The sequence below is a fragment of the Burkholderia sp. Bp9015 genome, assembly GCF_003853505.1.
Taxonomy (GTDB): domain Bacteria; phylum Pseudomonadota; class Gammaproteobacteria; order Burkholderiales; family Burkholderiaceae; genus Burkholderia.
This window is the reverse complement of sequence record NZ_QTPZ01000020.1, coordinates 130,180-145,328: the sequence shown is the minus strand read 5'-3', so window position 1 is coordinate 145,328 and position 15,149 is coordinate 130,180. Positions and strand designations below refer to the sequence as shown.

Annotated in this window: 8 protein-coding genes and 1 pseudogene; 2 read left to right on the top strand and 7 right to left on the bottom strand. The window is 67.6% G+C overall.

The features are described from left to right. Positions 1 to 265: 265 nt before the first annotated feature. A pseudogene (locus tag DIE12_RS21880) lies at positions 266 to 559 on the bottom strand (YiaA/YiaB family inner membrane protein); the annotation flags it as partial. A gap of 71 nt (positions 560 to 630) precedes the next feature. Next, positions 631 to 1,581 (bottom strand): AraC family transcriptional regulator, encoded by a 951-nt coding sequence (locus DIE12_RS21875; RefSeq protein ID WP_124551368.1) that lies wholly within the window; start codon positions 1,579 to 1,581, stop codon positions 631 to 633. A gap of 130 nt (positions 1,582 to 1,711) precedes the next feature. Between DIE12_RS21875 and DIE12_RS21870 the strand changes: the two genes are divergently transcribed. Together DIE12_RS21870 and DIE12_RS21865 are read left to right on the top strand one after the other, a co-directional pair. Beyond that, a complete protein-coding gene (locus DIE12_RS21870; protein WP_124551367.1) occupies positions 1,712 to 2,041 on the top strand; it encodes a carboxymuconolactone decarboxylase family protein in 330 nt (109 codons plus the stop codon). 149 nt (positions 2,042 to 2,190) lie between these two features. After that, entirely contained in the window at positions 2,191 to 3,024 is an 834-nt protein-coding gene (locus tag DIE12_RS21865) for a class II glutamine amidotransferase (protein ID WP_124551366.1), read from the top strand. Positions 3,025 to 3,045: 21 nt separating this feature from the next. On the opposite strand, the gene DIE12_RS21860 is transcribed toward DIE12_RS21865, so the two are convergent. The 5 genes from DIE12_RS21860 to DIE12_RS21840 form a co-directional block, all read right to left on the bottom strand. Then, complete coding sequence (locus DIE12_RS21860; protein ID WP_124551372.1) at positions 3,046 to 3,723, bottom strand: N-acetyltransferase; 678 nt, start codon at positions 3,721 to 3,723, stop codon at positions 3,046 to 3,048. Continuing rightward, positions 3,723 to 5,051 (bottom strand): aminotransferase class I/II-fold pyridoxal phosphate-dependent enzyme, encoded by a 1,329-nt coding sequence (locus DIE12_RS21855; RefSeq protein WP_124551365.1) that lies wholly within the window; start codon positions 5,049 to 5,051, stop codon positions 3,723 to 3,725. The genes DIE12_RS21860 and DIE12_RS21855 overlap by 1 nt, the downstream gene beginning before the upstream one ends. Before the next feature lie 73 nt (positions 5,052 to 5,124). Continuing rightward, positions 5,125 to 6,042 carry a UDP-3-O-acyl N-acetylglycosamine deacetylase gene (locus tag DIE12_RS21850; protein ID WP_124551364.1) on the bottom strand — a complete coding sequence of 306 codons (918 nt, stop codon included), beginning with the start codon at positions 6,040 to 6,042 and terminating at the stop codon, positions 5,125 to 5,127. Continuing rightward, complete coding sequence (locus tag DIE12_RS21845) at positions 6,039 to 13,655, bottom strand: type I polyketide synthase (protein WP_124551363.1); 7,617 nt, start codon at positions 13,653 to 13,655, stop codon at positions 6,039 to 6,041. Before DIE12_RS21845 ends, DIE12_RS21850 begins: the two co-directional genes overlap by 4 nt. Beyond that, the gene (locus DIE12_RS21840; RefSeq protein ID WP_260429040.1) at positions 13,655 to 15,148 is read right to left on the bottom strand and encodes an LTA synthase family protein; all 1,494 of its coding nucleotides are present in this window, start codon (positions 15,146 to 15,148) and stop codon (positions 13,655 to 13,657) included. The genes DIE12_RS21845 and DIE12_RS21840 overlap by 1 nt, the downstream gene beginning before the upstream one ends. Position 15,149: the final 1 nt, after the last annotated feature.

Sequence of the window (15,149 nt, the reverse complement as noted above, 5' to 3'; positions counted from 1 at the left end):
AGATCATGAACACGATATCTCTAACGCACCGCTCGCAACGCCCGTTTACACCGTATCCAATTTCAACAGCCTGCTAGTACCAGCACGACCGGGCGCTCCACGGAACGTGGCGGGTACGCGCAAACCGTGCATCGTTTCCGTCAGGTTTAGCCCTCTGGTTATTCCATCATCACGTGCGGCAGCCCGGATGAAACGGGTGTACCGAAATCGGACGGTGCGCCAATGCCTTCAGATCGCGACTACGTTCGTCGCGCGACGCGCACCATTACTCCGTCACGGACGGTGTGGAATCCGCGTCGGTGAAACGCGGCTTCGCGCTCTGCATGTCGCGCGTATTCTTCTGCACGGTCACCACGCCGAACAGCGCGAGCACGAACGACATCGCGTAGAAGCCCTTCTCGCTCAGTTGCAGCGTCGCGTTGACGAGACCGACGATCAGCAGTGCGATCGAAAGCAGTAGCTCGGCCCACGACGCCGCGACGAATGCGAACGACGGCTGCTGGATGGTGGTCTGGTTCATTGCTCTTGCCCTCTCTCTTGTTGTTTCTTGTTCGGAAACGCGCTTTGCTGGAACGCGTTTGGCGCATGGTAGCCGCGTTGCCGCACCACACGACGATCACGCTGCCGGTCTTACGTGCCCCGCTGCGCGCGCCGCCAGCGCCCCGGCGTCGTGCCGAGCACCGCGCGAAACGCCTTGCCGAACGCCGCCTCGGACTGATAGCCGACCGCCTGCCCGATCTCCGCCTGGCCGCGCTGCGTGTCCTGCAGCAGCGCGCATGCATGCATCATCCGGATCTGCGCGACGAACGCGCCGACGCTCATCCCGGCCTTCTCGCGGAAATGCCGCGCATAGGTCGCGCGCGACATCGCGGATGCCGCGCCGAGCGATTCGACCGTCCACGCTTGCGCCGGCGCCTGCAGCACGGCCTGGACCGACGGGCCGAGCCGCGCATCGGCAGCCAGCGCGAGCCAGCCGGCCGGCACGCGCGCATCGCGGCCGTACGCACGCAACGCGTAGGCGAGCAATGCCTGCCCCAGCGCATTCACGATCGCGCGCGCACCCGGCTGCGCGCTCGATGCCTCGGCACGCAGCACGCTCGTCAGCAGTTGCAGCGACGCGGGCCCCGACGCCGCGCGCAGCCCGACATGCAGCACGCGCGGTAACGTACGCATCAGCAATTCACCTGCGCCGCGCGCATAAATGAAGCGCCCGCAGAGCAGGTCGACGCTCGCATCGGCCGGATCCGCGGGATCGCAATTCGACTTGACCGGCAGCACCGCGCCGCCGGCCGCGCCCGGTTCGCGCAGCGACGCGACCGGCGGCCGCGCGCCGCCACCCCCGACATCGGACAAATCGTGCGCGTCGCCCGCCGGCAGCAGCACGAAGTCGCCGTCGGCCAGCCGCAGCGTGCGCCCGTCGGCCGTGCGCAGCCGGCACGTTCCGGACAGCAGCAGGTGAAACGCCGCCTCGCCGGGCGGCAACGGATCGTGCGGCATCGCGAACGGGCCGTCGAGCAGGCAGCGCACGTCGAGCTCGACATGGCTGCGGCCCAGCGACAACAGTTGACTTAATGCGTCCATGAGACGTTTGCGCTAAAAATTGACACTCTAGCGTATCGAAACCCTCAGCGCGAACGCTCAGAATAAGTCCTGCATCGCCCGAGATCGCGGCATCCGCCGCCTGATCCACCTCTTCTCGAAAGGACGCATCATGCTGAACTGGAACGAATACCGGAAGGAACTCTCGACGCGCATCGGCGACATCGCGAAGCTCTCGCCCGACACGCTGGCCGGCTACAAGGCGCTGTCCGGCGCCGGCGCCAAGACAGGCCATCTCGACGCGAAGACGCGCGAACTGATCGCGCTCGCGGTGGCCGTCACGACGCGCTGCGACGGCTGTATCGCGGTGCACACGGCCGAAGCCACGAAGCATGGCGCAACCAAGGAGGAAGTGGCCGAGGCGCTCGGCGTCGCGATCGCGCTGAATGCGGGCGCGGCGCTCGTCTATTCGGCCCGCGTGATGGACGCGCTCGGCGAGTGACGCGCACCTGAAGGGTGCGGCGCCCGCCGCATCCTTCGCGGACGATCGCCGGCGCAGCCGGCCAGCCGGCGGACGCGCCGCGGTCGCGTACGCCGCCGCCGCGAAGTCGGCTACCATGCGCGAGAAGATTCATCGCGAAGGAGCGCTCCATGTGCCGCTGGCTCGCCTATACGGGTAATCCGATCCATCTCGAGACCGTCCTGTTTCGCGCGAAGCATTCGCTGATCGACCAGAGCCTGCATTCGGAGCTGGGCGCCACGACCACCAACGGCGACGGGTTCGGCATCGGCTGGTACGGCCGCCCCGAGGAACTGCCGTTCCGCTATCGCTCCGTGCATCCCGCATGGAACGACCGCAACCTGCGCGAAGCCGCGCGCGCGATCCGCTCGCGGATGTTCATCGCACATATCCGCGCGGCAACCGACACGCCCGTCCAGGAAACCAACTGCCATCCGTTCCGCCACGGCCGCTGGCTCTTCGCGCACAACGGGCTGATTCGCGATTTCCACAAGCTGCGCCGCGACCTGACGATGAAGGTCGACCCGGCACTGTTCCCGACGCTCGAAGGGACGACCGACTCCGAGCTGATGTTCCGTCTCGCGCTGACCTACGGCCTCGAGCAGATGCCGTTGCCGGCGCTCGAGCGCATGGTCGGCGTGATCGAGGAAACCGCCGCGCGATACCGTGTTGCCGAGCCGATCAACATGACGATCTGCACGACGGACGGCGAGCGGATCATCGCGGTGCGCTACTCGAGCGAACGGCAATCGCGCTCGCTGTTCCACAGCACGTCATTCAAGCATCTGCACGAACTCTATCCGCACAATCCGCGCATCGCGGAAGCGGGCGACGACGCGTTCATGGTCGTGTCGGAGCCGCTCGTCGACTTGCGCGGCGCATGGGAGGAAGTGCCGGAAAGCATGGCGATCGTCGCGCAGGGGGCGGATGTGCAGCAGCGGCCGTTCAATCCGCGGCATAAGTAGGCCGCGACGGCGGGGACACCGTCAGCCGCGGCGCGCGAGCCGCATGCGGACCGAAGCGAGTTCGGCGGGCAGCCGGCGCGAGCGCTGACGTGACCGCGTCAGCACGGCAAAGCCGAGCCGTTCGTACAGTTCGCGGGCACGTACATTCCGGGCCAGCACGTCGAGCACGATGTCGCGGCTGCCGTCGTCCGGCAACGCACCGGTCTCGAGCGCGTCGCGCAGCAGTGCGGTGAAGATGCCCGTGCCGCGCTGCCGCTCGTCCGTCGCGCAATGCGCGATGAGGATCTGCGCACGTTTCGGCGCCGGAATCTCCGTTTCGAGCACCAGCCCGCGCAGCAGCTGGCCGATCGTGCGGCGCACGCCGAAAAAGCGCGCCAGGGCCCACACGACGTGAAGGTCGTCGAACATCGTCCGGCGCCCGTCATGGATGGCCATCACGGCCTGCACCGTGCCGTCGGCGCCGACCGCGACCCGATGCCGGCGCCATGAGAACCGGCCGTGACGCGAGCGGAACGCCTGTTGCAGGAACGCAATGCAGCGCGCGTCGCTTTCACCGAGGAAGAAGCCGAATTCGCCGACACCGGATGCGAACACGAGCGGCGCGCAAGCCGCCGCATCGTTCGCGCAAGCGGCGCGAAACGGTGTCGACGCATCGGCATGCGGCGCGTCGACGGACGGTGCGAGCGCCGCGGCCGGCATCACGTTGCCCGCCCCGCCAGGCGGGCCAGCACGGCGACGGTCCGGCTGATCTGCGCCGACTCGTGCGTCGAGCAGATGAAGAAACGCAGGCGCGCGGCCTTCTCCTCGACGGCCGGATAGAAGATTGGCTGCACGTTGATCCCTTCGTCGAACATCGCGTTGGCCCACTGCGCGGCTTTCAGCGAACTGCCGGTGATCACCGGCACGACCGCATAGCCGGCGCTCGTGCCGGTGTCGAGCCCCGCGGCGCGCGCCTCGGTCAGGAACTGCCGGCCGCGTGCCTGCAATTGCGCCACCCGCTGCGGTTCGGCCTGCAGGCGTTCGAGCGCGGCCAGCGACGCTTCGGCAAGCGTCGGCGCGAGTCCGACGCTGTAGAGAAAGCCCGGCGCCAGATGGCGCAGCATGTCCACGAGCGGCTGGCAGCCGGCGATGAAACCACCACAACCGGCCAGCGTCTTGCTCATCGTGCCCATCCACATGTCGACCTGGTCGGGCGCGACCGCGCAATGCTCGCGGATGCCCTTGCCCGTCGCACCGAGCACGCCGAGCGAATGCGCTTCGTCGACCAGCAGGAACGCGCCGTGGCGCGTCTTCACGTCGACGAAGCGCTGCAGGTCCGGAACATCGCCATCCATGCTGTACAGCCCTTCGATCGCGATCAGCACGTGCCGGTATTCGCGCCGCACGCGCGACAGCAGAGCGTCGAGCGCCTGCCAGTCGTTGTGCGCGAAGCTCAACCGCTTCGCGCCGCTCAGCTGCGCGCCCTGCACGATGCTGTTGTGCGCGAGCGCGTCGTGGACGATCAGGTCGCCGGGGCCGAACAGCGCACCGATCACGGTCACGTTGGTCGCGTGGCCGCTCACGAACGCGACGCAATCGTCGGTCTCGTAGAACGCAGCCAGCGCGCGCTCGAGGTCGCGCTGCACCGGACGCTCGCCCGCGACCATCCGGCTCGCGGACGCCGACGTGCCATAGCGATCGATCGCGGCCTTCGCCCGCTCGGATACGGCCGGATCGCCGGCGAGACCGAGATAGTTGTAGTTCGCGAAGTTTACGTATTCGCGACCGCCGATTTGCGTGGTCGCGCCGGCGATGCCGTCATGCACGCGGAAGAACGGCGAGTCGACGCGCAGCTTCTCGCCCATCTCGCGCATGATCCTGACCTGCTGATACTGCGGCATCGATTCGAAACGGCTGCGCGCCGACGCGGCCTGTGCCGCCGGTGCAGCGGGCACGCCGGGCGCCGCGACGGCTTCCGTCGCGCGCTCCAGCTGCCGTTTCAGGGCTTTCGCCGCCAGTTGCTGGCGAAGAGTTTCTCCGAGTGCCATTGCTTCGTTCGCGGTTTGCCGCGAATCCGTTACGAGGTATGAGGTGTCGCTTGTCGTTTCAACAGGCGCCGATTCAGGCTTCGGCGAACTCGGCCCACCGCCAGGCATCGCGGTCGGCGAGCAGCGCATCGATCAGCCGGAAATTCATTTCGTGGCTCGGCCGCACCGCACTCACGCGCGCAAGCAGCGGCGCCCCGGCCAGCGCGAGATCGCCGACCAGGTCGAGCACCCGATGCCGGACGAACTCCTCCGGCAGCCGCATTCCACCGAGCACGCGATTGCCGACGATCGACGCCGTACATGACGGCCGAGCGCCGCGCAGGATCGGCACGCCGCGCACATAGCCGGCGATGATCGCCGGCACGGCCCATTTCACACGCCCGTACGAGCGCGACGGTGCGATTTCGGTCGCAAACACATCCGGCGTCAGCGCGCCATCCCAGTGCATGTCGCCGAAGCCGCGCAAGTCGTTCCTCACGCTCAGCTCGTAGCGCGCGGCCGGCTCGATCCGCATTTCGCGTCGCTGATCGCCTGCGCCGTCCGCGACTACGACGGGCCGCAGCACACGGATGAAGCGCTTCGGCGCATCGAGCGCGAGACGGCCGCATGCGCGGATCGCGTCGACCCACGGCGCGGCGCTGCCATCGAGAATCGGCACTTCCTCCGCATCGAGTTCGACGATCGCGTGATCGATCTCGCATGCGAGCAGCGACGCGAGCAGATGCTCGATCGTGCGCACGCCAACCCCGTCGGCGTTGCGCAGCATCGTGCAAAGCGGTTGAGCGCGACGCAGGGCGGGATCGACCGCCAATGTCGCGAGCGTGCGCCCCTGTGCGACCCGCCGGAACACAACACCAGTCGTACCCTCTTCCGGACGCGCGGGCAGGATCCGCACTCCCACCCGGCGCCCCGTATGCAGGCCATGGCCGTCGATCGTCAGGGGGCGCGCGAGTGTGCCCTGTCTCATTGCCCAGCCGGTCGGTGCACTCAACGCGCGACCTCCAGCGTCGGCGACACATGGCGTGCCGGCGGAGTCTGCTCGGCGCCAAGCAGCGCCCGGACTTCGACATCGATCGCATGTTTCGCGGCGAGTGCCTCGACGGCTTCCTTCGCGACATCGCTCACCGGTTGGCCACCTGCCTCGACCGACGCACCGATCGAATCAACGATACGCCCAGCGAGCGTCGTCACGGACGCACCTTCCGCGATCGCCATCACCGACAGCTTGACTTCGAATGCCTCCTCAACCGCGAGACCGAGTTCCATCCCCATCAGCGAATCCATGCCCATGTCGAGCACCGATTTGTCGAGCGCGATTCGGTCTGGCGTCATGTGCAGAATGCGCGCAATCTGTGATTGCAAGGTAGCCGCCACCAACGCGACAGCTTCGTCGCGCGGCAACGCCAGGACATCTTCACGCAGCTGCGTGCCGCCGTCGCGCGCATCGGCTCCCTGCGCATGCGACTGGAGCAGCGAATACCGGCGCGCCTTGGCAGCAGGCATTCCGCGTGCAACAGCGTGCCAGTCGAGCCGGACCACCGCTTCGCCGGCCGCGCCCGTGACCAGGGTCCGCTCGAGCGCGACCATCGCCTCGTCGGACGTAATCGACGCGCCACCGATCCGCGACTGCAACGCCTCGCGCGTATCCGCATGGCGCGCAAGGAAGCCGACGTCCTCGAGCGGCCCCCAGGCCATGAACGTACCGGGTAATCCTGCCGCGCGGCGATGTTCGACGAGCGCCTCGAGGAAAGTATTGGCAGCGACGTAATTTGCTTGCCCCGGATTGCCGAGATAGGTCGTCGCCGACGAATAGACGACGAACAGGTCGAGCGGGAGGCGCAGCGTCGCACGGTGCAAGTTCCAGGCACCCGCCACCTTCGGCGCGAGCACCGCGGTCATGCGCGCATCGTCGAGATTGCGCACGAGGCCGTCGTCGATCGACATCGCCGAGTGCAACACGCCCTTGAGTGGCGTACCGCGCGCGGCGATTGCAGCGATCATCGCGTCGACTGCGGCCGCATCCGTCACGTCGCACGCGACCACATGGACCGTCACACCGAGCGTGTCGCGCCAGCGCGTGGCCTCGTCGAGGGCCGCCGCAGCGAGCGTGCCGGAACGGCTCGCGAGCGTTAGGTGACGTGCGCCGCGCTCAACTATCCGGCGCGCGCTCGCGAAACCGAGCCCGCCCGTGCCACCGACCACCAGATAGGCACCAAGCGGATCAAGCACCAGCGGTCCCGGCGCCGCAAGGCCACGCTTCGGCTCCGGCGTACCGGACGGATAGGTGACGAGCACCTTGCCGATCTGGCGCGCCTGCTGCATGTAGCGGAACGCATCCTCCGCCCGCTCGGCCGGAAACGCACGATACGGCAGTGGATGCAGCACGCCGGTCGCAAACAGCTCCATCACCTCGCCGAACAGGCGTGCGGTCAGCTCCGGCAACGCGCCCATCAACTGATCGGCATCGATGCCGAAATAGCTGATGTTGTTGCGGAACGGCCGAAGCCCGATCAGGCTGTTCTCGTAGAAGTCGCGCTTGCCGAGTTCGAGGAAGCGGCCGAACGGGCGCAGCGTGTCGATGCTGCGCACCATCGCCTCGCCCGCAAGTGAATTGAGCACGACGTCGACGCCCGCGCCGCCCGTCGCCGAGCGGATCTCGTCCGCGAACGCCAGGCTGCGCGAATCCAGCACATGATCAGCGCCGAGCAGGCGCACGAACTCGCGCTTCTCGTCGCTTCCGGCCGTCGCGAACACTTCGGCGCCGAGATGGCGCGCGAGCTGGATCGCCGCGATCCCGACGCCGCCCGCGCCGCCGTGAACGAGCACCCGCTCGCCGCGGCGCAGCCGCGCGAGCTCGACGAGCGCGTAGTACACGGTGAAGAATGTGGTCGGCACCGTTGCGGCTTCCTCGAACGACAACCGCTCCGGCTTGTGCGCAATTGCCGCCGCGCGGGTCGTCACGCGCGTCGCGAACGATGCCGGCGCGAAGCCGAGCACAGCGTCGCCCGGTGCGAAACCCGTCGCGCGGGCGCCGACGCGCACGACACGGCCGGATAGCTCCATGCCGATCGTCGCGCCCGCGAAGCCGGTTTCGACGGCCTCGTCGGACAACAGGCCCATCGCGTACATGATGTCGCGGAAGTTCAGGCCGGTCGCCACAGGTTCGATCTCGATCTCGTCGGCCGCAAGCGCGCGCTCGGGCAGCGCGAACCACTCGAGGTGGCGCAACGAGCCGGGCGCGTCGAACGCGAGCACCGCCGGCTGCGCGGCAACGCGCGCTTCGCGCACTGCGGCACTCGCGGCCGTCAGCATGCGCGGCACCAGCCGTCCGCGCGCGGACAGCACGACTTCCTCCTCGAGCGCAGTGCCCGTCAATTCGCGCACCAGCGCATCAAGCGCCACGCCGCCGTACGGGTCGACGTCGATCAGTCGGCAGGCCAGTTCCGGATGTTCGTTCGCGAGCACGCGGCCGAGGCCCCACAGCGTCGCATGTTCCGGATGCGCATTCGCCACGCCGGCGAACGGCGCACCGCCACGCGTGACGACTGTCAGCCGCGCGGCCGCACTCGCTTGCGCATCGAACGCGCGTACGAGCGCCGCAAGCGCGATCACGCCCGACTGTTGCGCCGCCATGAGCTGTGCGCCCGTCGCCTCAGCGTCGAGCGCCGTTTCCGGTGCGCAGAACACGACGTGATACGGTTGCGCGGCCGGCAGCTCAGCGATTGCGTCCGCCGCATGCGCGGTCCCGAGTGCATCGGCCGAGTAGCCTGCATGCGCCAGCGCATCGGCGAGCTGCGTGCCGAACTCCGCGGATTCCGGCGCATGCAGGATGAGCCATCGCTCGGCGCGCACGGGCCCATCGAGGCTGCCCGCATGCTTCACGGCGGCGTTGCCGGCACTCTCCACCGGCTTGCGTGCGATCACGAAGGTCGGTGCGCCTTCGAGATCGAGCGATTGCTCCGTGTGCCGCACGACATCTGCGTACCCTGCGCCAGTCAGTGCCGCGTTCAGATCGGCGGGCATCATCGGCGCCGGCGCAGCGGCATCGGCCGTTATCGCCTGCAAGCCGAACACGATATCGGCAAAGCGGCCGCGGCGCGACTCGGCGAGCAGCAAGAGCCCGCCCGGCGCGAGCCATGACCAGATCACACCCAACGCATCGCGCGGATCCTGGCGAGCGCTCAATCCGCGATTGACGACAACCAGGTCGTACGGCCCCGCATCGTCGCCCGCCAGCGCAAGGCGCTCGCCCGGCTGCAGCGTCACGGTGCGCACGTCGGCGTCCGTATCGGCCTCGAAGCCCGCGAGCTGGCCGGCCGTCGCGGCGATTGCGTAATCGCAGCGCGCGGCCGGCAGATGAAGGTCGAGCGTCTGCAGCACGTCGCCGTCGGTCGCATTCAGTTCGAGAACACGCAACCGGCGCGTCGGACGCCACGCGTCGAGCGCCTGCTCGACGCTTGCCCTCAGCAGCGCATGCGCGTGGCGCCAGGTCGGCGATGCGGCAAAGAAGTGTTCGACGAGACTATGCCCTGTCGGCGACAGCACGCGCGCGGGATCCCGCTTCCCGCTCAGCACGTCGGGCAGCGCCGCGCCGCAATGCGCGAGTAGCGTCAGCTCCGCGACATGCCCGGGCGACTCGGTAAGCAGGCCGCGCCACAGCTCGTCGAGCGGCGGCAGCGCCACACACGCGTCGTCATCGCGCACGAGACGGCCGCCGTCGCGGTGCGCGAGATCATCTTCGACCAGCATATTCGTGAGCCGCGCGACGAGCGCCGCGTGTGCCGGCGCAGGCTGCCAGGCGCCGCCGAATACGCCAAGCGTATCAAATGCGCGCAGCGCATAGAGGCTCGCCAGCACATCGACGAGGGGCACGATTTTCGTCAGATGCCGCGTGCGCAAGCTGCCGTTCTCGACAGTTGCGAGCCGGGCCGTCACCTGCTCCAGCAGCACGCCGGGCGCCGGCAGGCTCGCCGCATCGAGATCGGCTGGCAGCGGTGTTTCCTCGAGCGTGTAGACGAAGCGCGCCGGCAGATTCTGGCGGCGGCCGACGAGATCCACACGCCGGAACCGGCAAGCGCTGAGCCGCGCGACGATCGCGCCGCATGCATCGAGGAAGTTGAACGTCGCGACGATCGAGTGCGAACTGCGCCGGTCGATCCGCGCCAGCACGCGTGCGACCGTGTCGCCGCGCAGGTAGTCGACGCGGCCGATCTGCACCGGCACGTAAGCTGGATTCTCGTCGTCACGCGCGTAGGCGGAGAGCAACGCGAACAATGGATGAAAACCGCTGTCCATCAGCGCCGGATGCAGCAGGTAGGCCCCGAGCGCTTGCGCATCGCCGCACGCGCTCGGGGCCACGAGGTCGGCCAGCGCCGCATCGTCGGTGACCCGCACCGCGCTGACCCAGCGGAACGCCGCCCCGTAATTGAGCCCGATCGCCGCCGTGCTCGCATACAGTGCGTCGGCGCTCGTCACCGGCAGTGCGAGCAACTCGTCGAGCGTCGCCGTCGGCACCCTGCTGCTCGCATCCAGCGTGTTGCCGCTTGCCAGCAACCGGCCCGCCACGTTGAGCGTCCATGTGCCTTCGGACATTCGATCGCGCGTCTCGATCACGAAGGTCGCGGTGCGAACGTCGATCACGAACCGGAACTGCTTGGACTGCTGCGCCTGGAACACCACCGGCGCGCGGATCTCGAGGTTCTCGAGCGCCACGTCCGGCGTATCGAAATATACGCGCGCGGCAGCCAGCGCCATTTCTACGTAGCCCGCGCCCGGGAACGCGACACCGCCGTCGACGACGTGGTCGGCCAGCAGCGGCAGCTTTGCCGGATCGAGCTGGTTCTCCCACGCAAACGCGTGCTCGTGCAGGCGGTAACCGAGGAGCGGATGTTCGCGGCGGCGGTTCACGAGGCCGTAGCCGTCTGCGGTCGGCGTGAGCCAGTAGCGCTCGCGCTGCCACGGATAGCTCGGCAGCGCCACATGCGACGCGCCCGGCGCGAAACGATCAGGATCGACGGGGGCGCCATGCGCAATCGCCACGAGAATCGCGTGCCGCAGCATCGCCGCGCTGCCGTGGTCGCGCTTGAGCGTCGGCAGCGACACGCCGGCCGTCCCGGTCGACGCGAGCGTCTGCTTCATGTACGTACGCAGGATCGAATGCGGCGATACCTCGACGAACAGACGCACGCCCTCCGCGATCAGATGCGCAATGCCGGCACCAAAACGCACCGGCTCCCGGATGTTGCGCCACCAGTAGCGGGCGTCCAGCTCGTTGCCTGGCAACGCGCCGCCCGTCACGGTCGACACGAAGCCGACTTTGCCGGACACGGGCCTCGGCCGAATGCCGGCCAGCTCGGCGAGTACGACAGGCTCGATCCGGTTCATGTGGCTGCTGTGGAACGCGTAGTCGAGGTCCAGCATCTGGAAGAACTTGCCGCCGCCGCGCAGCGACGCCTCGAGCGCCTGCAGCCCCTGCAGCGTGCCTGCAAGCGTCACTGAATCCGGGCTGTTCACGCCCGCAACCTCGACGAGCTTTGCGAGTCCGTGACTCGCGATCAGTTCGCGCGCCGCCGTCTCGCCGATGCCCACCGCCGCCATCCGGCCGCTGCCGCGCGTCAGCGCCTGAGCGCGGCTGCGAACCTTGATCACGCGCACCGCGTCGACAAGCGACAGCGCGCCCGTCACCCACGCCGCTGCGATCTCGCCGACACTGTGTCCGATGGCGGCGTCGTAACGCATCCCGCGCGCATCGATCACGCTCGTCATGCCGACCTGGATCGCGAACAGCAACGGCTGCGCGTTCTCGGTCGACACGAGCCACTCGGCGCTCATGCCCTCGCGCATCACGTTGACGAGCGACGAGCTGCCGTCCGCGCACCACAGCGCATCGACTTCGTCGAGCGCCGCGCGGAACACGGAATCTTCTTCATACAACTGCTTGCCCATCCCGGCCCACTGGCAACCGTTGCCGGAGAACACGAGCGCGGTCCGCGCTGTATCGGCCGCTGCGTCGACCGGTGCCTCGCCGGTCGCCACACACGCGGGCAGCACGGCCGACAACGGCTCCGCCAGCGCCGCAAGGGCTGCGCGCCCTTCGGCGAATTCGGCCGGCGCGACGATCGCGCGATGCTCGAGCCATTGACGTCGACGCACGGCCGCCGCAGCCAGCGCCTGCCAGTCACCGCCATCATCGAAGGCCGACAGATAGCGGCCGGCGAGCACGCCGAGCGCCTTTGCGCTGCGCGCCGTCAGCACGAGCGGCGACGGTGTGGCGGACGCGGCAGGTGCGTTGGCAGAGATGGATTGCGCGGCCGGCGCTTCCATCAGCACGACGTGCGCGTTGGTACCGCCGAAACCGAACGAATTCACGCCGACCGTCAGCGGCGCGCCGTGCGTGTCGAGCGTCGTATAGCGATCGACCACGCGCAGCCGGCCGCCTTCGAAGTCGATGCCGGGATTCGGCGTATCGAAATGCAGCGACTTCGGCACCGCGCGGTGCCGAATGCACAGCACGGCCTTCAACAGGCCGGCCATCCCCGATGCGGTTTCGAGGTGCCCGACATTGGTCTTGACCGAGCCGATCAGCAGCGGATCGTCCGCGGGCCGGCCGCCCGCGACTGCGTCGATCAGCGCGCGCGCTTCGATAGGATCGCCGACCGCCGTCCCGGTGCCGTGCGCTTCAAGATACGCGAGCGACTGCGGATCGATGTCCGCACGCGCGTATACGCTGCGCAGCAACGCCGTTTGCGCGGCTGCGCCCGGCACACTGATGCCGCCCGGCGAATGGCCGACGGAGTTCACGCCGGAGCCGGCGATCACCGCGTGGATCGTGTCGCCGTCTGCGAGCGCGCGATCAAGCGGCTTGAGCAGCACGAACGCGCCGCCTTCCGAGCGCACGTAGCCGTCGCCCGTCGCATCGAACGCGCGGCAGCGGCCGCGCGGCGACAGCATCGACGCCTTCGAGAAACTGACGAAGCCGAACGGATGCAGCAGCAGGTTCACGCCGCCCGCGAGCGCCATCTCGGTTTCGCCCGACTGCAGCGCCTGGACGGCCTGGTGCAGCGCGACGAGCGACGACGAGCATGCGGTGTCGATCGACATGCTCGGGCCGCGCAGGTCGAACAGACAGGACACGCGGTTCGACGCAATGCTGAGGGTGTTGCCGGTGGCCGAGTATGGATCGATCACGTTCAGATCGTCCATGTTGCGGTTACCGTAATCCATGCTCGCGGCGCCGACAAAGACGCCGCAGTTGCTGCCGCGCATGTCGGCCGGGCGCACGCCGGCGTCCTCGAAGGCTTCCCATGCGAGTTCCAGCATGAGCCGCTGCTGCGGGTCCATCTGAGTCGCCTCGCGCGGCGAGATACCGAAGAAAGCCGCGTCGAAGCCGGCAACGTCGTCGAGGACGCCCGCGGCGAACGTGTAGCTCTTGCCCGGCTCGCGCTTCGACGGATGCTGATAGAACTCAGTGCCGAAGCGGTCCGGCGGAATGCAGGTCACTGCGTCGCGTTCGTCGCGCAGCAGTTGCCAGAAGTCGTCGGGCCCCTCAACCCCACCGGGAAACCGGCATGCCATCCCGATAATTGCAATTTTCTTTTTCATCATCACGCTGGCGTCTGCAGCATCTCGTTCCGCGAACCCGCGCGAATGCAATCGACAAGCATCATCGCGCGCTGTATCGCGCAACCAAGCGTTTCAACGCGAACGTCTCGTCTTTCGCCGAGATCGTTCCCGAAGTTGCGCCAAATAAAATAATCGCTTTGGGTCGGTTCGGTTTCGAATGAATCGAATACCGAAGTCATGGCAGGAACGTGATCGCCGTAGAAACACAATACCGTCGGCCGTTCCCGCTTGCGGAGATAGTCAGTCAACCTGCCGATCATCCGATCGGCATTCTCGACATGTCGAAGATAGGCGGTCAGATCGCGCCAGCGCGCGTCGTCGCCGAGCGTATGCCGCGATTCGTATTCACCTGGCTCAACCAATTCCAGATGTAACGGGCCGTGGTTTTCCATCGTGATCGCAAACGCGAACACCGGCCTGTCGTCGCGCTCCTGCAGGAGCGCAACGATGGCATCCGCTACCGATTCATCGCCGACATACGGCCCGACACGCGCGGCCTGCCCGAAATCGTGAATATCCAGAAAGCGGTCGAAATGCATGAACCGGAATGCCCGGTCGCGCCCGAAAAAATCGGCATGGTACGGATGAACCGCGAGCGTGCGATAACCGCCTCGCTTGAACCAGCCGGCAAGCGACGCGCACGCGCGACGCACATACATATACGGAAAAAAGCGCGAATAGCCGAGCGCAGCCGACGGCAAGCCCGTCAGCATCGCGAATTCGCTGCGCATCGTATTGGCGCCCCACGCCGGAACGGTCAGTTCGCCGTACTCGAAGGCACCGCTTCGGGCGCGGTCGAGATTCGCATAGGGGCCGGACAGCACGCATTCGCCCAGACGGCGGGCGTCGAAATAGGATTCGCTCTGGATGACGATCACGTCGGGCCGGTTATCCGGATGCCCTTCCGAGAAAGGTCCCGCGTCGACCGTGCGAACGAAGGCGTCGCGTTCCGTACGCCAAAGCCCGTTGACGAGATAGGCGACGAATGCGGAGAAGAACCCTATCCGACGCTGGTCCGACATCGGGTCGAGGGCAAGCGGCATCCTGCGCGACAACGCGAAGCAGACCGGCACACCAATCGCCGCGATCAATGCTGCCGCGCCACGCGCCAGCATGCCGGCAGGCTGTTCGAGCCCAAAGCCGGTGACCGCCACCGCCACGGCGGCAACGATGCCGAGCACTTTGCCGACGCTGAGAAACGGCAGATAGAGGCGCGGATGCGAGAAAACCTGGCTGAACAGGCTTAGGTCCGTAAAAACGAACGGTTCACGCAGGGATTCATATTTGGCGTTGCTGACGATGGCCAGCAACGCGATCAGCACCAACGCTACGGCGACCGAGAACAGGGGTCTCGCCGTCACGGCGACGGACGCGCCGGCGACGACCGCGAACGCGGCGACATGCAGCGCGACCGCGGACGGTGAACGGAGCAACGATGCGCGCGGATACGCGATGGCCTCGACGAGAAAGGACAAT